This is a genomic window from Noviherbaspirillum sp. ST9, assembly GCF_048799745.1.
In the GTDB taxonomy this organism is placed as follows: Bacteria; Pseudomonadota; Gammaproteobacteria; order Burkholderiales; family Burkholderiaceae_D; genus Noviherbaspirillum.
Genome location: NZ_JBLWFR010000004.1, coordinates 306941 through 328155 on the forward strand (window position 1 = coordinate 306941; position 21215 = coordinate 328155).

Annotated in this window: 18 protein-coding genes and 1 riboswitch; of the genes, 9 read left to right on the forward strand and 9 right to left on the reverse strand. The window is 62.7% G+C overall.

Annotated features, from left to right (window positions below):
• The first annotated feature begins 19 nt into the window (after positions 1–19).
• The 3 genes from ACNOHI_RS10570 (at position 20) to ACNOHI_RS10580 (ending at position 1745) form a co-directional block, all read left to right on the forward strand.
• Positions 20–1168 (forward strand): radical SAM protein, encoded by a 1149-nt coding sequence (locus tag ACNOHI_RS10570; protein ID WP_420474635.1) that lies wholly within the window; start codon positions 20–22, stop codon positions 1166–1168.
• Between the two features lie 104 nt (positions 1169–1272).
• A complete protein-coding gene (locus tag ACNOHI_RS10575) occupies positions 1273–1485 on the forward strand; it encodes a hypothetical protein (protein ID WP_420474636.1) in 213 nt (70 codons plus the stop codon).
• Positions 1486–1544: 59 nt separating this feature from the next.
• Positions 1545–1745: a hypothetical protein gene (locus ACNOHI_RS10580; RefSeq protein ID WP_420474637.1), complete on the forward strand. Its 201-nt coding sequence runs from the start codon at positions 1545–1547 to the stop codon at positions 1743–1745.
• Between the two features lie 19 nt (positions 1746–1764).
• On the opposite strand, the gene ACNOHI_RS10585 is transcribed toward ACNOHI_RS10580, so the two are convergent.
• Both ACNOHI_RS10585 and ACNOHI_RS10590 read right to left on the reverse strand, forming a co-directional pair.
• Positions 1765–2574 (reverse strand): alpha/beta hydrolase family protein, encoded by an 810-nt coding sequence (locus ACNOHI_RS10585; RefSeq protein ID WP_420474638.1) that lies wholly within the window; start codon positions 2572–2574, stop codon positions 1765–1767.
• On the reverse strand, positions 2561–3712 hold the full coding sequence (locus ACNOHI_RS10590; RefSeq protein WP_420474639.1) for a DUF3182 family protein: 1152 nt from the start codon (positions 3710–3712) through the stop codon (positions 2561–2563). Before ACNOHI_RS10590 ends, ACNOHI_RS10585 begins: the two co-directional genes overlap by 14 nt.
• Positions 3713–3893: 181 nt before the next feature.
• Between ACNOHI_RS10590 and ACNOHI_RS10595 the strand changes: the two genes are divergently transcribed.
• Complete coding sequence (locus tag ACNOHI_RS10595; RefSeq protein ID WP_420474640.1) at positions 3894–6242, forward strand: response regulator; 2349 nt, start codon at positions 3894–3896, stop codon at positions 6240–6242.
• A 1-nt stretch (position 6243) separates the two neighbouring features.
• Here ACNOHI_RS10595 and ACNOHI_RS10600 read toward each other — a convergent pair whose 3' ends face one another.
• Entirely contained in the window at positions 6244–7797 is a 1554-nt protein-coding gene (locus ACNOHI_RS10600; RefSeq protein WP_420474641.1) for a TonB family protein, read from the reverse strand.
• Between the two features lie 140 nt (positions 7798–7937).
• Between ACNOHI_RS10600 and ACNOHI_RS10605 the strand changes: the two genes are divergently transcribed.
• Positions 7938–9107, forward strand: coding sequence for a diguanylate cyclase (locus ACNOHI_RS10605; RefSeq protein WP_420474642.1), 1170 nt, complete (start codon positions 7938–7940; stop codon positions 9105–9107).
• Here ACNOHI_RS10605 and ACNOHI_RS10610 read toward each other — a convergent pair whose 3' ends face one another.
• The 6 genes from ACNOHI_RS10610 to nhaR all read right to left on the reverse strand — a co-directional run bounded on the left by ACNOHI_RS10610 (position 9108) and on the right by nhaR (position 18173).
• Entirely contained in the window at positions 9108–11792 is a 2685-nt protein-coding gene (locus tag ACNOHI_RS10610; protein ID WP_420474643.1) for a GNAT family N-acetyltransferase, read from the reverse strand.
• A gap of 85 nt (positions 11793–11877) precedes the next feature.
• Positions 11878–12810: a histone deacetylase family protein gene (locus ACNOHI_RS10615; RefSeq protein ID WP_420474644.1), complete on the reverse strand. Its 933-nt coding sequence runs from the start codon at positions 12808–12810 to the stop codon at positions 11878–11880.
• Between the two features lie 177 nt (positions 12811–12987).
• The gene (locus ACNOHI_RS10620) at positions 12988–14646 is read right to left on the reverse strand and encodes a methyl-accepting chemotaxis protein (protein ID WP_420474645.1); all 1659 of its coding nucleotides are present in this window, start codon (positions 14644–14646) and stop codon (positions 12988–12990) included.
• A 410-nt stretch (positions 14647–15056) separates the two neighbouring features.
• Positions 15057–15977 (reverse strand): class I SAM-dependent methyltransferase, encoded by a 921-nt coding sequence (locus ACNOHI_RS10625; RefSeq protein WP_420474646.1) that lies wholly within the window; start codon positions 15975–15977, stop codon positions 15057–15059.
• The gene (locus ACNOHI_RS10630) at positions 15961–17142 is read right to left on the reverse strand and encodes an acyltransferase family protein (RefSeq protein WP_420474647.1); all 1182 of its coding nucleotides are present in this window, start codon (positions 17140–17142) and stop codon (positions 15961–15963) included. Before ACNOHI_RS10630 ends, ACNOHI_RS10625 begins: the two co-directional genes overlap by 17 nt.
• Before the next feature lie 125 nt (positions 17143–17267).
• Positions 17268–18173: a transcriptional activator NhaR gene (gene nhaR / locus ACNOHI_RS10635; protein ID WP_420474648.1), complete on the reverse strand. Its 906-nt coding sequence runs from the start codon at positions 18171–18173 to the stop codon at positions 17268–17270.
• Positions 18174–18304: 131 nt separating this feature from the next.
• Here nhaR and ACNOHI_RS10640 point away from each other — a divergent pair, with 131 nt between their 5' ends.
• The 4 genes from ACNOHI_RS10640 to ACNOHI_RS10655 all read left to right on the forward strand — a co-directional run bounded on the left by ACNOHI_RS10640 (position 18305) and on the right by ACNOHI_RS10655 (position 21212).
• Positions 18305–18601: an HPF/RaiA family ribosome-associated protein gene (locus ACNOHI_RS10640; protein ID WP_420474649.1), complete on the forward strand. Its 297-nt coding sequence runs from the start codon at positions 18305–18307 to the stop codon at positions 18599–18601.
• 70 nt (positions 18602–18671) lie between these two features.
• Positions 18672–18977 (forward strand): zf-TFIIB domain-containing protein, encoded by a 306-nt coding sequence (locus ACNOHI_RS10645; RefSeq protein ID WP_420474650.1) that lies wholly within the window; start codon positions 18672–18674, stop codon positions 18975–18977.
• Between the two features lie 70 nt (positions 18978–19047).
• Entirely contained in the window at positions 19048–20133 is a 1086-nt protein-coding gene (locus ACNOHI_RS10650) for an AI-2E family transporter (protein ID WP_420474651.1), read from the forward strand.
• A 145-nt stretch (positions 20134–20278) separates the two neighbouring features.
• A riboswitch (cyclic di-GMP riboswitch) is annotated at positions 20279–20365 on the forward strand.
• A 49-nt stretch (positions 20366–20414) separates the two neighbouring features.
• Positions 20415–21212, forward strand: coding sequence for a hypothetical protein (locus ACNOHI_RS10655; RefSeq protein WP_420474652.1), 798 nt, complete (start codon positions 20415–20417; stop codon positions 21210–21212).
• Positions 21213–21215 lie beyond the last annotated feature (3 nt).

Sequence of the window (21215 nt, forward strand, 5' to 3'; positions counted from 1 at the left end):
ACCCCATCGCAATAACAACATGAACGATATCGTTTCTCCGCTTTCCCTTTTGCCGGCCCTTCATCCCATCATCGGCAACCGCGTCGAACTGAACCTCTTTACCACGTTGCGCTGCAATCTCAAATGCACCTACTGTTCCGAGAGTTCGGTGGTCAATTCCCAAGGCAAACCCAGCTATTCGCTGGAAGAACTCGACAAGTTCATCCGCACCCACCTCGACCGGCACGAGAAGTACGTCACGTTCTACGGTGGCGAGCCGACGCTCAACGTCGAATTCATGGAGCAGGTCATGCAGCGCTATCCGCATTTCCGCTTCCAGCTCCAGACCAACGGCACGCTGCTGCACCGCCTGCCGGACACCCTGCTGGCAAAGCTGTCGAACGTGCTGGTGTCGGTGGACGGCGGGGAAAAAATTACCGACGGGTTTCGCGGCAAGGGCGTGTACCGCCGGGTGATCAACCGCGTCGAAGGCATTCGCGGAAAGCTGGGCGGGTCGCTCACGGCGCGCGTGACCTGGGGCAGCGAAGACACCAGCTTCGAGGAACTGGACGAACTGCTGCAATCCTTCGACTATGTGTACTGGCAGTTCGTGCAAAGCGACGGCGCGTATTCGGCGCAAGCCATGGAGAAGAAGAAGCGTGTGCTCACGCAACTGGTCGACCGCTTTTTTGCCAGCAACGACACCTTGTATCCCTTCATCCCGCTCATGGGCATCGTGCGCAACAAGGTGCTGCCCTCCCGCGCCATCGAGCAATGTTCCGGACATGCGCAATGCCGCGCGTCGACGCACATCCTCAATGTGCTGCCGGACGGTTCGATTTTCCCCTGCCCCGACATGACCGACGATTCCGGCATGCAGCATGGCAGCGTGACCGAAAACTGGCTTGCCCGTAGCCCCCTGCAACCGCATCCCGACATGCCGTGCCAGTCCTGCGACGCTTATGCCTTCTGCCGCGGCAACTGCATGAAAAATCTGCATGTCGCGTATGTCAGAAAGGATGAGGCCTACCGCCGCAATGTGGTGGAACCCGTCTGCGCGCTGCTCAAGTTCCTGGGCGAAGAAATCGAGCGCCGCGACCCGCGCGGCTGGTTTGCCCGCGCGCCGCTCGGGCTGCGCGACGCGATCGCCAATTGCGAGGTGTACGAGTACGTGGAAGTCATGCCCTGATTGCCGCGCCAGCATCCTTGCGCGGGCTGGACTACACTGAAGCAGTAAGTCCGCCGGCATCTTGTGCCGGCGGGAACACTGCCAGAAGCGCAAGAGGAGGACGCATGCACGCCTATGTTGTCAAGACGCCCGACGGCTATCTCTACCCGTTCGCGGACGACGTATCCCTGACCGACGACCAGGCGCTCGCCTGGCACTTCCTCAGCACGCGCGAGGCGCGGGAAGTCGCCGAAAGCCGAGGCTATTACGACGGCGGATTCAATATTCTCCGCGTGGAAATCGAACAGGATAAGTTGAACCGGCAGGACGGCGGCTGAACTCGTCTATCCTCGCGGCCTCTAAACGATCCATGCATTGGCGTTTGAAGGAGTCCGCGATGAGAAGCACCAGTCCTAACCGCAACAGTCAGCAGGCGGCCGACCGCTTCCAACAGCAACAGAAGCAGTCCGGCGACCAGCACATCCTGCCGGAAGACGAGCCGCGGGAAGATCCGCATCGTCCTCACCGCGTCAGCCGGGAAGACATGCAGAAAATGCGTCCGGCCGATCCCGACCCGGACGATCCGGCTTCGCCGTAAACCTCGGCTGCCGCCGGCATCAGGCTGGTGTCGGCGGCGCCTCGGGCATCGTACTGCCCGGCATGGTCGCCGTTTGTGACGCATTGCTTCCCTGACGTGCGCCGAGCACCATCTCCGTCATCCAGCTGACCAGCAGCGAGGTATAGGACCGCTGCCAGCGCTCCTCGGACAAGCCATGGTCGGCGCCGTCGATGACCCGGTAGGTCAGCGAGCGCGACTTGACGCAGGCGTCCCGGTAGCTGCAGATGACCTCATGCGGGATCGTTGCATCGTGCTCCGATTCCACCAGCAGCACGTCTCCCTTGAATTCCGAGCAAGCGCGCAGGGCGCGGTTGTCCTCCGGTTGCACCAGGCTGCGGCGGTAGGACGCGAGATCCTGTTCCTTGTGCAGCTGGCGCTTCGGCAGTCCCCATCCATTGTCCATGTACAGCGCCGGCACGCGCAGCGCAAGCCAGCGGACCGGGCGCATCGACGTCAGGATGGCCCCGAGGTAGCCGCCGTAGCTGCTGCCCACGATCGCGATCGATGAGGGGTCGACCGCGCGGTGCCCCGCGAGGATGTCATAGGCGGCGAGGACATCGTGCAGGTTGTTCTCGCGCGTGACTGTTTCATGCTGCGGCAGCGTGCCCGCATGGCCGCGCAGGTCGAATGTCAGGCACACGCAGCCAAGGGCCGCCACTTCCCGCGCGCGGGCAAGGTATTGCTCCTGGCTTCCGCCCCATCCGTGCACGAACAAGACGCCGGGCAGTTTCGTGTCCGGTGTGACCAGGGTGCCGGCGATATTGCCGCCATCGACGGCGATGCGTAACGTGTCCTCACGTGTTGCCATAGTCCTCCAGTCTTGCGTATTTCGTCAGCGGCCCAACCCTGTCGTCGTTGCCCTGGAAATACACTGCCGCACCAGGGGGCAGGGATGGATTGTCGCCGTAGATCTCGGTCGTCGATGCGCGTACGACCGACAACGAGGGATCGTCCCGGAAGGCTTCCAGTGCGGCGACCTCCGCGCCGCTGGCACCGCCGATGCGCCAGGACTGTTCCAGCACACCCGAATACCAGCGTCCTTCTTCATCGACACCTTGCGCGATGTCATAGTTGCATCTGGACGCAAACATTCCCGGATAGCAGGCGATGGCCGCCGCATGGTAGGTGCGCGCCTGGGCAATGGCGATATGCACGTGCTGGCCGAGGGGGAGTTGCAGCAGTTCATCGAAATCGCCGCGCACGACGATCAGGTCCGAGCCGCCGTACACTTCCGCGCCCCGGTTATCCGGGGTAAGCCGTTGCGTGCCGCAATAGGTCGCCAGGAAATTGCCAACGCGCACCTGCCCGACGCTGCGTGTTTCCGGCCCCACCAGGTTACGCTCCAGCACGAGTCCGATGCGCTCCAGTTCCTTTGTGTCCAGGCGTTCGAGTTCCTCCTCGAGTTGCCGGAGGTCCGGTACAACGGTTTGCCCCATGCCGCCAATCCCGCTCGGCTTCTTCATTCGCACCGGACCCCGTTCCAGCAACTGCTTGCCGGCAGTGAGGGCATCACGGCGCGAGAACGCCGAATATCCGGGAAGAACCACGTCGTGGACGCGCTGGCAGAAGTCGTCGGACCAGCCTTGAGGGCTGCGGCTTGCGGAAGACGGAAGGGCGTGCGTGATCGTCTTTGTTGCTACAAAGGCATGGGGCACGACGCCGCCGAACAAATCCTCCTCGCTGCCGATCTGCAAGGCGTCGGGCAGTTCGGCGCGCACCAGCGTGTCGTTTGGTACAAAATACAAAGGTCGGTCATACTGCGCTGCCGGATTGAATATTCCTCCATACGCATCGCCGCGTATGTCCGCGATCCTCTTCGCCAGCACATCCTGCGTCGCAATTTCATGGTTGCAGACGTCCGTCCTGCAGGGATAGACCACAACTACTGAAGGGGTATTCCTCGGTTCGCGCGCGGTTTGCATTGGGCGGGAAGTGGCGGAATGCATGTGTCGATCTCCAGAGGTGCCGGCGGCGGCACGTTGCAATCCATACCTTATGCAAAAACCAGGCCGTTCAATGCATGTGGAATGGAAATGTCAAGCAACGAACGTTACTGGCTTGCCACCCCGATTTCAGCAAAAACGTTTACGATGATGCATTGGCCTTCGAGAAAGGCGCGCCGCACTCATGAACCCGAATTCCAGCCTTACTGTCGCCCAGCTCAACGGCATCCTCAGCATCGCCGATGACGCGATCATTTCGGTCGACGACGACCAGAAGATCATCCTGTTCAATCAGGGCGCCGAACGCGTGTTCGGCTGGAAAGCGGAAGAGATCCTCGGCAAGGAGCTGAACAAGCTGTTGCCGCCGCGCTATCACGAAGGGCACCACAAGCACATCGCGGAATTCGACCGCTCCGGCCTGGAGGCGCGCAAGATGGCTGAACGCCGCGCGATCTTCGCCATGCGGCGCGACGGCACCGAATTCCCCGCCGAAGCATCCATTTCCAAGCTCGCGGTCGGCGGCACCACCATTCATACCGTCATCCTCCGCGACATTTCCGCGCGCAAGGCCTACGAGCGCGAACTGGAAGTCGCCAAGGAACGCGCCGAGGCGGCCATGCAGGCCAAGAGCATGTTCCTGGCCAACATGAGCCATGAGATCCGCACGCCGCTTAACGCGGTGATCGGCATGACCAGCCTGCTGCTCAACACGCGCATCGACGAAGAACAGCGCGACTACGCGCAGACGATCCGCGCCAGCAGCGAAGTGCTGCTCACGATCATCAACGACATCCTCGACTATTCGAAGATCGAGGTCGGCAAGCTCGACATCGAACGCCAGCCTTTCGACCTGCGCCGCTGTGTCGAGGAATCGCTCGACCTGCTGTCGTCCAACGCGGCGGAAAAGAACATCAACCTGGCCTACTTCATCGACGACAGTGTTCCCGCGCAGCTCGTCGGCGACGTCACGCGGCTGCGCCAGATCCTGGTGAACCTGCTGTCGAATTCCATCAAGTTCACCCACCGCGGCGAGGTGGTGGTGTCGGTGTCGGCACGTGCCGGCGAAGACAGCCTTTATGAAATCACCTTCTCGGTGAAGGATACCGGCATCGGCATTCCGGAAGACCGTCAGGCGGAGTTGTTCCAGGTATTCACGCAGGTCGACGCGTCGACTACGCGCAAATACGGTGGCACCGGCCTGGGCCTCGCCATCAGCAAGCGGCTGGCGGAAGTCATGGGCGGCCGCATGTGGCTGGAGAGCGAAGTGGGCGTCGGGTCGACCTTCCATTTCACCATCACGGTGGAAGCCTCCGGCTCGCAGCTGGCGCACAGCTTCCTCCAGGAGCGCTCTTCCTCGCTCGCCGGCCGGCGTGTGCTCATCGTCGACGACAACAGCACCAACCGCCGCATCCTGGTCAAGCAGTCGCTGCTGTGGGGCATGGTGCCGTCCGCGGCGGCCTCTGCCATCGAGGCGCTCGACCTCGTGCGCCACGGGCATGCCTTCGATGTCGGGATCCTCGACATGAGCATGCCGGAAATGGACGGACTTGGCCTCGCGCTGGAAATCCGCAAGTACCGCGATGAATACGCGCTGCCGCTGATCATGCTCACCTCGGTCGCCAACCGTCCGCGCGATGCGACGCTGGCGCTGGTGAAGTTTGCCGCCTACCTGAACAAGCCGATCAAGCCGACGGCGCTGTTCGACTCGCTGCTGCATGCGATGCGGATCGAACCGGTGCACGCGCAGCAGGCGCGGCCGCGCACGAGCAACGGCAAGCTGGCCGAAACGCATCCGCTGAAGATCCTCGTCGCCGAGGACAACACGGTCAACCAGAAAGTCGTGCAGCAGCTGCTCGCCCATCTCGGCTATCGCGCCGACGTCGTGGCCAACGGCGCCGAAGTGCTCGATGCGCTGGAGCGTCAGAACTACGATGTCGTGCTGATGGATGTGCAGATGCCGGAGATGGATGGCCTGGAAGCGACGCGCCGCCTGCGCGCCCGCTACGGCGCCTCCGGACCCCGCGTGATTGCCATGACGGCCAACGCGATGCCGGGCGACCGCGAGAAGTGCCTGTCTGCCGGCATGGATTCCTACGTGTCCAAGCCGGTGGAGCTGGAGGACCTGCGCAGCGTGCTGATCGACGTCGCGGGTTCCGGCCGCAACGACGTGGAGGATGCGTCGCCGATCATCGACCGCCGCCGCATCGACCAGCTGCTTGAACTGCAGGATGAAAACAACCCGACGCTGGCGTCGGACATCATCCAGCTGTTCATCAACGACTCACCCAAGCACCTGCAGAACATTGACGACGCGCTCGCCGCCGGCCGCGCCGAAGACCTGCTGTCCGCGGCACACCGCTTCCTGTCCAGCATTGAAAACCTTGGCGCGCATCGCATGCGCAAGCATTGCATGGAGCTGGAGCGCCTGGGCAGGGAAGGCACGCTGGAAGGCGGGGAAGCGCTGCTCGACAGCTTGCGGCGCGAGTTCGACATTGCGCGCCAGCACCTGCTGACGATCGTGCAATCGGTCTGAGTCAGCGGACTTCGTCGAGAATGCGCAGTCGATCGTCGAAGTTCCACACCTTCCGGATCTCGATCACATCAAAGCGCCGCGCCAGCTCCGGCGGAAAAGCGCTGTAGCGCGCGTTCATCCGCACAATCCTGTGCACGGCCTCATCCAGCTCGGACCGGCCGCTGGAGCGGTGGATGACAACGTTCTCCACGCTGCCGTCGCTGCGCACGGCAACCGTCACCACCGGATCGCCCTGGGCTTTGTCGACCGCCGCGCGCGGATACATGATGCTGCCGTTGCGTTCGATCTTCAGGCGCCAGCTCTCGACGTACATCATCACGCCGACATCGACATCCTTGCCGCCGAGGAAAGAGCGCCGGCGCGGTTGGTCCGCGGCATTCTCGGGCTGACGGACGGGCGCGTCATTGCGCAGGATGTCGCCCCTTCTCGCCTGCTCCAGCGCGCGTCCGGCCAGGCCCCCGCCGACGTCGCGCGGCAGCGCATCGATGCGTGATCCGGGAGCGGGGCTGTCTCCGAGGGCGAGCTCGGGGGCGCGTTCACGCCGGGATGCGCTTGCCGCTTCGATCTCCGCCTTTTTCCTTGCCGCCAGTTCCTCGGCCTGACGTGCACGCGCCGCTTCAGCCGCTTCTGCCTGTTTCCGGGCTTGCAACTCGGCGGCTTCGCGCCGCAGGCGTTCTTCCTGCAGTCGTACCGCTTCCGCGCGCTGCTTCTCTTCGAGTTCCATGGCGCGCCGCGCCGCTTCCTCACGTTGATGCTGCAGGGCGAGCGCGGCGGCCTGCCGGCTTGCCTCTTCCGCCTTGCGCTGTTCTTCCAGGGCAAGCGCGGCACGTTCCGCCTCCTCGCGCCGTTTCGCCTCCTCTACGCGTTGCGCTTCCTGGGCGAGGACGCGTGCGCGAGCTTCTTCTTCCTGCCGGCGCGCAGCCTCCGCCTCTTCCTGCTGTTGCCGCGCGGCCAGCGCTTCCGCTTCGCGGGCGTGCAAGGCCTTTTCTTCCTCGGCCTGGCGCAGCGCAGCGTGCTCACGTTCGCGCGATGCCAACTCCTCTTCGGAGACGGATGCGGCAGGTTCGGGTAATGCGGCTTTGGGTTCCGGCAGCGGTGTGATCTCGTCCGTTGCCGGCGGAGGCATGTTGAAGCGGCTATCGCGCGCGTTGTTGAGTGCGATGACAGGCGTTTCGCGCTTGATGCGGGGGCGCGCCGGGCGGGACGCGGCAGGCTTGGCCGTACCGGGCTTTGTCCTGGCCTTTGGCGTGGGCGCGGGCGGCAAAGGCACCAACCGGAGTCCGGTGGCCGGTGCGCTTGCCGCATTCGGTGGCGGCGCAGGCGAAGCCGCCTCGGCTGCGCTCGACGGCGGCGCCAGCGCCACCTGCAAGTCGACTGCCTGTGCGCGGCGCTCTCGCCATGGTAGCTCCAGCGCAGGCAGCCCGACGCCGGGAGCGCCGAACTGCAGGGAAATGATAGCGGCATGCACCACCAGCGATACCGTCAACGCGCCGGTCATCCGCAGGCGGAAAGGGCCGTCTGCCGGAGCGGTGCGCGCGGTGGTGCGTGAGGTCATGCGTTCAATGCGAGCAGAGAATGGACTCGGCACATTATTGCATCTTGCGTCCGGTCAACCGCGATTCTCATCAAGCGGTCGCCAGGCACGGGCCTTATACTGTGGCGTCCGCATCCACGACGGCCCTGGCGCCGCCCTCCATGTCCAGCACCTTCAACATCCTGATCGTCGGCGCGCTGTTCTGCGTCCTGATGCTCCTGGTCCTGATCTCGCTCCTGCGCAGCGGCATTCCCGGCATCCGCGAATGGTGCCTGGCGAATGCGTTCGGCTGCGTCGCACTCGTGCTGTATGCATTCGGCCGCGAACTGATGCCGTTGATTGCCTACGAGGTGGCGAACGGCGTGTACGCTGCGGCATCGGCGGCGATGCTGGCAGGATTTCGCCGCTATTACGGCAAAAGTGCGATGCCGGTGGTGCTCGGCGCTGGCGTCCTGCTGGTCGTCGCAGCGATTGCGCTCTTCCATTACAGCGTCGATTCCTACCCGATGCGCACCGTCGTGATCGCTGTTTTCCAGGGGACGACCTGCCTGGCGATTGCGACGACGATCGTCTTTGGACGCAGCGACTGGCGGTCCCATTACCCGTCGCTGTTTACCGTCGCCATGGCTGCCGTGATCACCGTGGGACACGGTATTCGCAGCGCGATCTATCTGCTCAATACCGGCGAAGTATCCTCATTGCTGCAGCCGTCGCCCTTGAACCTGCTGTTTGTTTCCGCCGGGACCTTCATCCTTCCCGTGCTGACGTTCGGCGCCGTGATGCTGGTGCACGACACCATGCTGGCCAGGGCGGAGCTGGTGGCCAACCGCGACTTCCTGACCGGAGCCTGGACGCGCCGTGCCTTCTTCGAGCATGCGGATCGCGAGCTGCTGCGGACACGCAGGATGGGACGCCAATTGTCCCTGCTGCTCCTGGACGTCGACCATTTTAAGAAAATCAATGACACGTACGGCCACGCGGTAGGCGACCTGGTGCTGATCGACCTCGTCAAGCGCGCCGCCACCGTGGTGCGGGCGGTCGATTTCTTTGCGCGAGTGGGCGGGGAAGAATTTGCCGTGTTGCTGCCGGAAACGTCCCGCGACGCGGCGGCCGGCGTGGCGGAGCGCATGCGCGCCATCGTCGCGCAATCGGCAACGGAAAAGGGCAGGGCGAAGCCTGCCGTTCCGGCTTACACGATCAGTATCGGCGTGTCGTCCGTGCGCGGGTTCGAATCGCTGCAGGACCTGATGCGCCGCGCGGATGCCGCCCTGTACGCGGCCAAGGCAATGGGGCGCAACAGGGCGGTCAGCGAAGTCGAGGCAGAGGTGTAGTTACTGCAGCGAGCGTACGCACAGGCGGAAATCCGGATCCTCCTCGTACTTCCGCACGTCAAACTCCAGGCTGCGCATCAGCTTGAGCATCGGCGCATTGTTCGTCAGCACCAGGCCTTCGATCTGCGACAGGCCCTTGCTGCGCGCCACGTCCATGATGGACAGCATCATGCGCGAACCCAGTCCCTGGCCGTTGAACTCGTCGGCGATGGCCAGCGAGAACTCGCAGGTGTTCTGGTCCGGATTGGTGACATAGCGCGACACGCCGATGATGCGTTCGGTCTCGGTGAAGCCGCCGTCTTCCGTCGGCGTGCGTTCGCGGTACATCGCCACCAGCGCCATTTCGCGGTCGTAGTCGATGAGCGTGAACTTCGCCAGCATCTTCACCGACAACTCGCGCATGGTCGAGACGAAACGGAAATAGCGGCTTTCCGGCGACATGCGGCGCACGAAATCCTGCAGCATCTGCGCATCGCCAGGACGGATCGGGCGCACGGCATAGTGGCCGCCGCCGCGCATCGGCCATTCCTGCTCGCGTTCCGACGGGTAGGGCAGGATCGCCAGGTGCGGGAAGTTGTCCGCGCCATGCGGCGCATGGTCGATCACGATACGCGCGTCCACCACCAGCGAGCCGTTGGCGTCGACGATTACCGGATTGATGTCCATCTGCTTGAGCTGCGGCAGCGCGCACACCATTTCCGAGACGCGCAGCAGGATCTGCTCCAGCGATTCGCGGTGCGCGGGCGTGGCGCCACGCCAGTTGCCCAGCGTTTCCACGCAACGCGCGCGGTCGATGAGGCGTTGCGCGAGGAACTGGTTCAGCGGCGGCAATTCGATCGCGCGGTCGGCGATCAGTTCGATCATCGTGCCGCCGGCACCAAAGGAAATCACCGGGCCGAAGGGTTCGTCGGACGTCACGCCGATGTACAGCTCGCGGCCCTGCGGCTTGCCGGACATGTTCTGGATCGTCACGCCGTTGATGCGCGCATCCGGACGCAGGCGCGCCACGGTGGCCATCATGTCCTGCCAGGTGTCGCGTACCGCGGCGGCGTTTTGCAGGTTCAGCGCCACGCCGTGCACGTCCGACTTGTGCGTGATGTCCGGCGAATCGATCTTCAGCGCAACCGGATAGCCGAGCTGGTTGGCCACGAGAATCGCTTCGCTTGCGGAGCGCGCGAGGATGGTCTTGGTAACCGGGATGTGGAAGGCCGACAGCAGGGCCTTCGATTCCATCTCGGTCAGCACCTTGCGCCTTTCGGTCAGTACGCTTTCGACCAGGATGCGCGCGCCTTCCAGGTCGGGGTTGGCCAGTTGCGGCGACAGCGGCGGCGGGGTCTGGTGCAGCAGCTGCTGGTTCTGGTGGAACGAGGCGATGTTGTGGAAGGCATCGACCGCGGCTTCCGGCGTGCGATAGGTCGGAATCGTCGCGCGCGACAGGATCTGGCGCGCGGCGGCGGCGCGCTCGTCACCCATCCAGCACGTAAGCAGCGGCTTGCCGACATCGGGATGGATGTCGGCGAGCGCCTGCGCGACGGCGGCCGTGTCGAGTTCCGGCTTGGGCGACAGGATCACGAGGACGCCGTCGACGTTGTGGGCTTTCGCACAGGCCTTGATGGCGGCGCGGTAGTGGCCCGGCTCGGCTTCTTCGCCGAGGTCGATGACGGATTGCAGGCTGGCCAGCGGAGACAGTTCCGGGGCGAGCGCGGCAGCCGCATCAGGCTCCAGCGCCACCATTTCCAGTCCCAGCTCGTCGGCCCAGTCTGCGGCCAGCACGCCGGGACCGCCGCCATTGCTGATGACGGCCAGGCGTTTGCCGACGGGGAGATTGCGGGCGGACAGGCCCTTGGCCGCAGTGAAGAGTTGCACGAAGGTGCGTACGCGCACCGCGCCCGCGCGCTGCAGGGCAGCGTCGAACACGTCGTCGCTGCCGACGATGGCGCCGGAGTGCGTCAGTGCCGCGGTGGAGCCGGCGGGCTTGCGTCCCGCCTTCAGCACGAACACCGGCTTGGCGTTCGCAGCCGCACGCAGCGAGCTCATGAAGCGCCGCGCATTGCGGATGCCTTCAAGGTAGACGACGATGCTTTGCGTACTGCGGTCGTCGGCCAGGAAATCGAGCACCTGCGAGATATCGACCGAGGTATTGGGGCCAAGCGCGACCACGGCAGAAAAGCCGACACCGTTCTTGACCGCCCAGTCGAGGATGGACGAGGAAACGGCGCCCGATTGCGAGACGAGCGCCAGCCCGCCGGACTGCGCGATCGGACCGAGCGCGCTCGCGTTGAGCGACAGTTTCGGGCGCTGGAAACCCATGCAATTGGGACCGAGCAGGTAGATGCCGTGCTGGCGGGCCACTGCATGCAGCTGCGCCGCCAGCTTCGCATCCACGCCGCTCGACACGATGAGCGCCGCCTTGCTTTCGATGCGTGCCGCAACTTCGAGCGCGGCGGTGAGCTGGTCATGCGGCAGCGCGATGATCGCGAGGTCGAACTTTGCCTCGGCCAGTTCGCTCAGCGTGCCGGTCATGCCGATGTCGAGGAAGCGCACCGGGCCGGTATAGCCGCCGTTGCGCAGTTGTTCCGCGATCTGCCGGCCGTAGCTGACCTGGGATGCGGGATCGTTCTCGTTGCCGGCGAAGACTACCACCGAGCGCGGCGAGAAAAGGGGATTCAGATAATGCCTGTCCATGCTAATCGTCTAATGTTTAACTGCATATGTCACAGCAGGCCGGCTCCGCGTCTGTGCACGAATGCCGTCCAGCCGTCTATTTGATTCAATCCGCGCCGATCAATACCTTCACGTGCGCGGCCACGCTGCGGGCCAGGGGCGAGAGCACATAGCCGCCCTCGAGGCAGGACACGACGCGTCCTTTGCAATGCCGATTTGCCACGTCCATGATTCGGCGCGTGACCCATTCATAATCGGCCTCGACCAGGCCGAGGTTGCCCATGTCGTCTTCGCGGTGCGCATCGAAGCCGGCGGAGATGAAGATCATCTGCGGGCGGAAGGCGTCCAGCGCCGGTATCCATCCCCAGTCTACCGCTTCCCGGAAGGCGTCGCCGCCGGAACGCGGCGACAACCCGATGTTGACCATGTTGGTGCCGCGCGGTTCATCGCCGCAGAAAGGATAGAGGTTGGTTTCGTAGGTCGAGCACATCAGCACGCGTGAATCGCCGCACAGGATGTCTTCGCTGCCATTGCCATGATGGACATCGAAGTCGACCAGCGCCACGCGCTCCAGGCCGTGCACGTCCAGCGCATGGCGAATGCCGACCGCCACATTGTTGAAAAAGCAGAATCCGCCCGCCGCGTCGTGTTCCGCATGGTGTCCCGGCGGGCGCACGTTGCAGAAGGCGACCGACGCGTCGCCACGCACCACGAGGTCGGTGGCAAGCACGGCCGCCCCCGCCGAGCGAAGCGCTGCCTGGTAGGTATGCGCGTTCATCCAGGTATCCGGATCCACTTGTGCATAGCCTGAATCCGGATCGGGGATCTTCGCCGCCATCTCTCGCACATGATGCATGGCATGGGCGCGTCCGAGCTGTTCGTCGGTCGCGAGCGGCGCGTCGTGGGGTTGCATGAACTCCAGCAGCCCTTTGATGAGCAAATGGTCACGGATCGCGGCGAGGCGCTCCGGGCATTCAGGGTGCAGGGCTCCCATTTCGTGCTTGCTGCAATCCGGATGGGAAATATAGGCAGGTAGCATGCGTGTTTGACATCGAAAGGGTTGCGTCGCGTTCCGCACTGATCGCCGGGAGCGCGCGGTGCCCGGCAGGATTGCCGGGCATGCAAAAATTATCCGCGCTTACCCACGCTGATGTCAGGGTGATGCAGTCGGGAAAGGATTTCCTTGTTCCAGATCAATTTTCCCGTGCGTGCGCCCTTATGCCAGCTTCTTCAACTCGCGCGGGGCTGGCTGCAGTACCGGTACGGCGGGGGGCATGGGAATGACCTTGGCTTGCGTCACCGGTGCGGCCGGCGCGGAGTCGAGACGGAAGGCATTGACGGCCTCGGCGAGCAGGGCCGCCTGGTCCCGGAGTGCTTCCGAAGCCGACGCGGTTTCTTCCACCAGCGAGGCGTTCTGCTGCGTCACGCGATCCATCTGGGCGATCGCCAGGTTCACCTGTTCGATGCCGGAACTCTGTTCCTGCGTCGCAGTGGTGATTTCGGTCATGATCGCGGTGACCTTTTCCACGCTGGTGACGATCTCTTCCATCGTGGCGCCAGCCTGCCCGACGAGCGCGCTGCCGGCTTCCACCTTGTCGACCGAGTCGTCAATCAGCGCCTTGATTTCGCGCGCTGCCGACGCGCTGCGCTGTGCCAGGCTGCGCACCTCGGATGCGACCACCGCGAAGCCCCTGCCTTGTTCGCCCGCGCGCGCCGCTTCGACGGCGGCATTCAGCGCCAGGATGTTGGTCTGGAAGGCGATGCCGTCGATCACGCCGATGATGTCGACAATCTTGCGCGCCGAGGAGTGGATCGATTCCATCGTCTGCACCACCTGGTCCACCACTTCGCCGCCGCGCTGGGCGACCTGCGACGCCGATGCTGCCAGTGCGTTCGCATCGTGGGCATGGCTGGCGTTCTGCTTGACCGTCGAGGTCAGTTCTTCCATCGACGACGCGGTTTCTTCCAGTGAGCTGGCTTCCTCCTCCGTGCGTGAGGACAGGTCCATGGTGCCCGCGGCGATCTGCGCCGATGCCGTGGCGATCGTCTCCGTCCCGTGGCGCACGTGACCGACGATGTCCGCCAGCTTGTCGCGCATGTCCTTCATCGCGCGCAGCAGGCTGGACGTGTCGCCGGGTGCAACCTTGACCTGCACGCTGAGGTCTCCGCCGGCGATGCTGTTGGCAATCTCGGCCGCATACATGGGCTCGCCGCCGAGCTGTCCGACGATGCTGCGCGTCAGGACCCAGGCGCAAAGGATGCCGACCAACAGTGAAAACGCTGCCATCCCGATCAGCATCGTGCGGCCGGAGCGATAGGTGGCTTCGATGTGGGCCGCGGTTTCATCGATGTGCTGGCGCTGGTTGTCGAGCAGCTTCTGAACCGCTTCCTGATAGGCCTTCGCCGCGGGCATGAAATTGCTGTCGAGCAGGCGGTTGGCATCATCGGCCTTGCCTTCGGACTTCAGTTTGACAACGCCGTCGCGCGCAGCGATATAAGCCTTGCGCTTTTCACCGATGTCGCCGAACAGCTGCTTTTCCTTGTCCGACGACAGCAAGCCTTCCACCTTGCCCTGCATCTCGGATGCGAAACGCGTGGAGGCAGCCGCTTCCTCCGCGAAGAATGCGCCCAGCGACGCGTCACTGCTTTTGGCAATCGCCGCGGTGCGCCGGACGGCTGTATGGATAACGCTGTACCAGTCGGCGATGTACCGTTCCTTGGCAAGCGGCTCCTGCATCATGGCGCGGGTATCTGCGGCGACCTCGGACAGTCGCCAGATGGCCGTGCCGGTCGCGAGGAAGGATATGAACAGGATCGCCGCCATGGCGATCGTCAGCCGGGTGGCGACCCGGAGTTGTGCAAACGCTTTCATCATTTTTCCTTTTTTTCTTTGCGTGTAGCTGTCTGATTTTTTCCGTAGCCCGGTATGGCGGGAACGGAACGGCATGCGCTTGTGGCGCAAACCGCTTTACCGCGCGCGGGGGCTGGGCGCGCAGCCGGGAAAATGAGCAGGGACGTCAATGACGGCCGGGCAGGATTCGCATACCGCCGGCGTAATGACGCGGGAATTGCTTCCCGCGGGGACAGCTGGAGCACGCTGCAAACCTCAGTCTCACATCCTCAATCCGCTTGTGCAGCACTTGAGTGCGTGTCTCCGTTGTTATCTGGATTGTTAAGTGAAAGTTACTCTTGTTAGCAGGCGCTTGCAAAGTGTGGGCGCGGGTTTCCTTATCCTGTGTCAATCGCTGGAGCTCCGGTGCTAGAGTGGACAGGATTCGAGGAACCCTATGCGTCTGATCGAGAGGGATGCAGGCCGAGCTTGGCGCTCAGGCCGCACGTCGCGGGAGCGTGTTTTTCTTTTTCAGGATTGACGCCCCTTTTCCTAAAGAGGACGTGAATCCAGTTTCCCCGGGCAGGCGTGAATGGGATTTGTGCTCTTCGCACCGTGTAGGCGACTCTTGTCAGAACTTTTTGCGTAAGATTTCGTGACGGAGGCGGCTTGAGTCTCATGCCGCAGTGAACGCAAGGCTCTTCCTGAATATATGTTCCGAATGGATTTCCGGCTAGGTTCAGCAGATAAGCGGATAGGTTGTTGGTCCCCGGCTCGCCCTTGCCTACGAAATTGATCCGGACCACTTCAAAGTCCGGGAAAAGCAGCTTGAGACGCGTTTCGTCGAAGCTGTTGACGTGCGCCCACGGAGGGTTCGTTTTCCCGCACGAGTAACATGTAGTTCGGCCATGTCGGATGTCTTGCATGTACGGGACGCCGATCAATACGTATTGATCGGCAATCCGGCCCAGTTCGCTACACGCCTGTTCCAGCGCCGGACTTGGAATATGTTCAAGTACTTCGGAGCAAAACACGAGATCGAAGCTCGCGTCGGGAAATTGCAATGCAGTTGCATCGCCCTTCAGGCATCTCACGTTCGGGTGGTCGATGACCGGCATCTCCAGATCCAGAGCCGTCACCGAGGGACAGTAGTTTGTCAGCTCCTTGGACAGGAACCCGTCACGCGCACCAATGTCAATGACGGACTTCACTGTTTCCGGAACCATTCGCATCAAGTCTGCAATTCGGGTCTTTTCCTGCTCGTTGTTCCGGTACGCCGTCAAATCCATCGTGTCCTCGTCGCTTATTTCAAGTTGTGTGGAGCCCATGACAAAAAAGCTCCTCCGCTGTTTCAGACTCTCAGTCGGATCTTCCATCGCCGCCGCCTTCAATGCCTCGGATCAGCCGGGGCGGCATGTTTCTCGTTCCGCGTGAATCGATGGGGGCGCTTTTCTTTGGAGTCAGAGAGAATGGCCTTTCAACAAGCATGAACATGACTGCCGACGGAATGAGAGTCCACGCAAACATAACTGGCATCAAAGCCAGAAAGAAGAATGTGCCGCGGTCCTGAGGCGGGACAAATTTCTCGAGAACGATACATGCGCTTTGCAGACTCACTCCATGCACCAGATAGTAGGAATAGCTCATATTTCCGAGCCATCGCAGGCCCGTCAGGCTGAACGTTCGTCCCAAGGGGCCTAGCGGCCGCGCAAAACAAGCGTGACAGACCACGAAAAACGCCACATAAAGACATGCCGCCTTTAACGCGATGCCAAAGGCACCCTGCACAGGGGAGAGGGCCGAGAGCAGGCCGGTCAACAAGGCCGCAGACGCAACGACGCTTCCAGGAGACTTGATCAGTTGATGGCGCATGACCTCAGCGAGCAGAATTCCGGCAATGAACATGATGAGCCTGACCGGCCCGCCAAATACTGCACATGTCGTAACCAGAACTAATGTGAGCGCCAGGAAAAAGGCGACACGCCATGCAAGAGATTTCTTGCGTAGAGCAAGAAACCAGATCAGAAACGGTAGCGCCAGGTAATAAAGCATCTCGTAACTAAGCGACCATGCGACGGTGATAAGTGGCTCAATTGGGAAAAGCCCTGGCAACAAAAGGAAATTCTGCGTGAGGTATATCAGTGCATCCCAGCTTTCGTTCGGAATCTTGCTCTCGCCAGGACGGGCAAACGACAAGATGACATAGGCGCAGAAGACGGCGGTGAAGACCGGATAGATTCGTTGGATCCTGCGGTAAGCGTACGGCAAGAAAGACTGGTCCTTTGACATCAACGAACCGTATATCAGGTACCCGCTGAGCACGAAGAACAGATCAACGCCCGTGTTTCCGATGGCATGAAAGGCACGCGCAACGCTGAAAAGCGGCGTCTTGGCGCCCATCCAGGGTTCGATCAGTGTGACGTAGTGGACCGCGAAGACCAGGAATACAGCGAAGCCGCGGAGACCTTCCATCGGCAGCACATTTCCGTTGGCCTCGCCGCGCGTCAGCTCAAGTCGATCCCGAAGCCAATCCCTGATCATTAATAGTCCCTGGTTACTTTATTCGCGCCCATAAGCGCTTTTTGTTTAAGCGGCGATTGTAACCAAGTTTCCATGTTTCACTGTCGTGGCTCTTGTTATACCTCAAATACCATGCACCGGCCTTTTCAGTGACTCGCAACACTGCGCTTGCGTGCGGCTGAACTGATAGCCACCACCGCCGGATGCGAAAGACGACGTTCCACCGAGATGGCATAGAACTGTTCCATCACCTCCGTGGTACGCCCGACTTCCACCACCCCGTACTGCCGCTTGATCTGCGCAGCGACCACGGACGGCATGCAGAAGACGCCTGTCCCGGCTTCGCCGAATTCCTTGAGCAGCGCGCCATCGTCGAACTCGCCGGCGATACGCGGGCGGACGCGTTCGCGGTCGAACCACTTCAGCAGGCGCGGACGGACGGCGGCATCCTCGCCCGGCAGCAGGAAGGGGGCGCCATCGAGGCTTTGCGGAAAACCTTTCTTGACCTGACGTGCGAGCGACTGGGCGGCGAAAAAGGTGATGCCGCATTCGCCCAGCAGGTGACTGTAACCGCGCACGTTGCTGTTGGCCGGCATCGGGCCGTCGGCGATCACGATGTCGAAACTCTGGATCGCCAGGCCCGCCAGCAAGGTCGACAGCTTGCCTTCGCGGCACACCATGCGCAGCGTCTCGGGTAGCTTGAGCGCCGGTTCCAGCAGCATGTAAGCGATGGATTTCTGCACCGAGTCGACCACGCCGACGCTGAACTGCAGCGGCCGGTCGCCGGGCCGATGGTGCAGCATGTCCTCCAGTTCCTCGCCCAGCGAAAAGATCTCGTCGGCGTAGCTGAACACCATCCGTCCCGTCTCGTTGAGTTCGATGCGCCGGCCCACGCGGTCGAACAGCGACGTGCCGAGCGACTCTTCCAGCAGCGTGATCTGTCCGCTGATGGTTTGCGGCGTCAGGTGCAGCTGTTCGCTGGCGCGGCCGATGCCGCCGCACTTCGCGACAACCCAGAAGTAGTGCAGGTGCTTGTAGTTGATGGCGCTCATGACTGTTCGATTTTTCCGAATTGAATTAACACAATATTCGAATTTTAAACCGTCAACGCAAGGACTATATTGAACTCAGGCCGGCAGCAATGCAGCACCGGCCCGAAACCAAGAACATTCAGGAGGTTGTCATGAAAGTCGATGTCCATGCCCAGGGATTCCCGCTGACCGAAGCACTTGCCGAGCACGCCGAGCGCCGCCTGCGCTTCGCTCTCAAGCACGCGGCGGATCGTGTCCAGCACGTGTCGGTGCGCCTGGCCGATGTGAACGGACCGCGTGGCGGTGTCGACAAGAAGTGCAGCGTCCACATCACGCTTGCCGGCGCGCCGGACATCGTGACGGAGGATACCGAGGCCGACATGTACATCGCGATCAACCGTGCTGTCGACCGGGTGGGGCGAACCGTACTGCGGCGCATGACCCACTGATGTCTGTCAACACCATGCCGGGCTGCATCCTGCGATGCAGCCCGGTGCATTTTTTGAACAGGAGATAAGCATGCAATGTCCCGTCTGCAGCAATGTGCAACTCGTCATGTCCGAGCGGCAAGGCATCGAGATCGATTACTGCCCGCAATGCCGCGGCGTGTGGCTCGACCGCGGCGAACTGGACAAGATCATCGAACGTTCCGCGCCCGACGTCGTTCCACCGGTCCCGGAAGGCTTCGGCCGCCAGTCCGCCGGGCCGCAACGCGACGAGCGCACCTATGCGACGCATGATCGTTACAAGGATGATCGCCACAAGGGCGACTATCACCATCGCAAGAAGAAAGGATTCCTCGGCGAACTGTTCGACTTCGATTGATCTTCCTCGCGCCTGCCTGCCCGCGGAGGAAGCACAATGAGGATGCTCGACCGATGAACACGACCTCACCATGACTCTTCGCGAATCCACCGCCGGGACGCGCGCGATCCTGCTCTGGCTGCTGCTGGGCGGACTGTTCGTCCTTTCCTACATGACCTTGCGCTGGTTCATCGTGCCGGTGGTATGGGCGCTGATTCTCGCCTATGCCACCTGGCCGATCTATGCCCGCCTGCGCAGGGGATTGCGCGGTGCGGCGACGTCGAGTGCGCTGCTGATGACGCTGCTCCTGACCGCGGCATTCGTCCTGCCGCTGCTCGGCCTGATCGGCCTGCTGCAGAATGAATTCGTGCTGGCCTACCAGGCCGTGTCGGGTTACATCAACGAGGGCCCGCAACGCCTGCCCTCCATCGTCAAGGACATTCCCTGGATCGGCGAGCGGCTGCAGCAGATCCTCGACCGCATCGCGGGTGATCCCGCTGCCTTGCGCACGGAAGCGCTGCAACTGGCGCAGAACTGGTTCGGACAGGTCGCTGAGCTGGTCGGCGGCGTCGGCCGCAATGCCGCCAAGATGGGGCTGGCCGTACTGACGGTGCTGTTTGTCTACCGGGATGGCGAGAACCTGCTCGGTCAGGTGCGACGTGTGCTGCGCCGGTTCGTCGGTGCGCGCGCCGAGGGTTACCTGGAAGCCATCGGCGCCACCACCAAGGCGGTGCTGTATGGACTGGTGCTGACGGCACTCGCGCAGGGCACGCTCGCCGGTCTTGGCTATTGGGGCGCGGGCATCCATGCACCGGCGCTACTGGGCGCGTTTACGGCGCTGGTCGCGCTCATCCCCTTCGGCGCGCCCGTCATCTGGGGTTCGCTCGGGCTGTGGCTGCTGATGACGGGCGAGACGCTGGCCGGCATCGGGCTGCTCTTGTGGGGCGCGCTGGTGGTGAGCTGGGTGGACAACCTGATCCGCCCGCTGGTGATCAGCAGCGCCGCGCAGATTCCCTTCCTGCTGGTGCTGTTCGGCGTGCTCGGCGGCCTGGGGGCATTCGGCCTGGTCGGCATGTTTGTCGGCCCGGTGATCGTTGCCGTGCTCCTTGCGGTCTGGCGCGAGTGGCTGGAAGAGCACGCGCCGGACGGCGCGCGCGTGCAACGTCTCCGCGAATGAAATTGGCAATCCGTCTTTCCTTTTTTCTACTTTTTCCGGCGGCTTGCTTGTCACCCTGACAGCTTGTTGTGGGCCGGCGACTTTACGCCAGGCATTCTGCTGCGTTTTCATTTGCATTTCCCGATTCGCGATGCAAAATGGAAATATGACGTAAGGGCAAAACCGCCGAGAGGCGGTGACGCAAAGCTTCCGGACTTCACTGCGGGCGCAGCAAGTCAGCGGGGCCGCCGCGGGCGCAGTGCCGCCCTTTTTCCGTCGGACCTGTCGGAGAAAGGCGATATATGTTGGCTGATCATCCATTCCCCTCCGGTGCGTTTGCACTGGCTGTGCTGGCGGCGTTCGCCGCGCCGGCGCACGGGGAAGATTTACCTGGAGCGGCCGAAGCCGGCGACATCGCCGTTTCCTTCGAATCCGAATCGGGGCATTCCACATCCGTCCTCGGCCTGTTGCCGCCACAGGATGCCTTGCTCGCCAATCCGTATCTTTCACTGGAATCCATGTTGGCGCCTTCCCCCGGCGTGGTTGAAGTCTCACGTTCCTTCGGCAACGCCGCGCTGTCGGTGTCCGTGTTGCCGATACGGGAATCGCCAGCCTATGCCGGCTCCTGGCCGTCGTCCACCGCGCTGCAGGTATCCGGCGCCTATCAGATCTCGCCCAAGATGGCCATCGCCGGGCAGGCTGCATATGGAATCACGCCGGGCGCACGCAGCAGCGACAGCCTGGCGAACGACATCGCCCGGGCGCGCACCAACACCTTCTCTTTCGCACTGGTTGCCGCCGACCGTGTCAGGCGCGGTGACCGGCTCAGTGTTTCGCTATCGCAGCCGATGCGCAGCTATTCGGGCAGGTTTGCGGTGGACATGCTGCCGCGATCGGGCGGAAACGGCGCGTCGCGCGAGCGCCTGGTATTTTCGATGGTTCCGGTGGGCCGCGAAATGCGCGCCCAGCTGAATTACCAGATGCCTGCCGGCGCCGGCGCGACCTTTGGCATGACACTGATGGTGCGCCGCAATTCCAACAACCTTGCTGACGCATCGGCCGAGACGCTGGTCGTCGCCCGTTACGTGAAGCCGTTTTGACTT

Bases quoted from the DNA above. Each gene is read 5' to 3' on its own strand.
- ACNOHI_RS10570 (WP_420474635.1), top strand. From the start codon at position 20: ATGAACGATATCGTTTCTCCGCTTTCCCTTTTGCCGGCCCTTCATCCC.
- ACNOHI_RS10575 (WP_420474636.1), top strand. From the start codon at position 1,273: ATGCACGCCTATGTTGTCAAGACGCCCGACGGCTATCTCTACCCGTTC.
- ACNOHI_RS10580 (WP_420474637.1), top strand. From the start codon at position 1,545: ATGAGAAGCACCAGTCCTAACCGCAACAGTCAGCAGGCGGCCGACCGC.
- ACNOHI_RS10585 (WP_420474638.1), bottom strand. From the start codon at position 2,574: ATGGCAACACGTGAGGACACGTTACGCATCGCCGTCGATGGCGGCAAT.
- ACNOHI_RS10590 (WP_420474639.1), bottom strand. From the start codon at position 3,712: ATGCATTCCGCCACTTCCCGCCCAATGCAAACCGCGCGCGAACCGAGG.
- ACNOHI_RS10595 (WP_420474640.1), top strand. From the start codon at position 3,894: ATGAACCCGAATTCCAGCCTTACTGTCGCCCAGCTCAACGGCATCCTC.
- ACNOHI_RS10600 (WP_420474641.1), bottom strand. From the start codon at position 7,797: ATGACCTCACGCACCACCGCGCGCACCGCTCCGGCAGACGGCCCTTTC.
- ACNOHI_RS10605 (WP_420474642.1), top strand. From the start codon at position 7,938: ATGTCCAGCACCTTCAACATCCTGATCGTCGGCGCGCTGTTCTGCGTC.
- ACNOHI_RS10610 (WP_420474643.1), bottom strand. From the start codon at position 11,792: ATGGACAGGCATTATCTGAATCCCCTTTTCTCGCCGCGCTCGGTGGTA.
- ACNOHI_RS10615 (WP_420474644.1), bottom strand. From the start codon at position 12,810: ATGCTACCTGCCTATATTTCCCATCCGGATTGCAGCAAGCACGAAATG.
- ACNOHI_RS10620 (WP_420474645.1), bottom strand. From the start codon at position 14,646: ATGATGAAAGCGTTTGCACAACTCCGGGTCGCCACCCGGCTGACGATC.
- ACNOHI_RS10625 (WP_420474646.1), bottom strand. From the start codon at position 15,977: ATGGAAGATCCGACTGAGAGTCTGAAACAGCGGAGGAGCTTTTTTGTC.
- ACNOHI_RS10630 (WP_420474647.1), bottom strand. From the start codon at position 17,142: ATGATCAGGGATTGGCTTCGGGATCGACTTGAGCTGACGCGCGGCGAG.
- nhaR (WP_420474648.1), bottom strand. From the start codon at position 18,173: ATGAGCGCCATCAACTACAAGCACCTGCACTACTTCTGGGTTGTCGCG.
- ACNOHI_RS10640 (WP_420474649.1), top strand. From the start codon at position 18,305: ATGAAAGTCGATGTCCATGCCCAGGGATTCCCGCTGACCGAAGCACTT.
- ACNOHI_RS10645 (WP_420474650.1), top strand. From the start codon at position 18,672: ATGCAATGTCCCGTCTGCAGCAATGTGCAACTCGTCATGTCCGAGCGG.
- ACNOHI_RS10650 (WP_420474651.1), top strand. From the start codon at position 19,048: ATGACTCTTCGCGAATCCACCGCCGGGACGCGCGCGATCCTGCTCTGG.
- ACNOHI_RS10655 (WP_420474652.1), top strand. From the start codon at position 20,415: ATGTTGGCTGATCATCCATTCCCCTCCGGTGCGTTTGCACTGGCTGTG.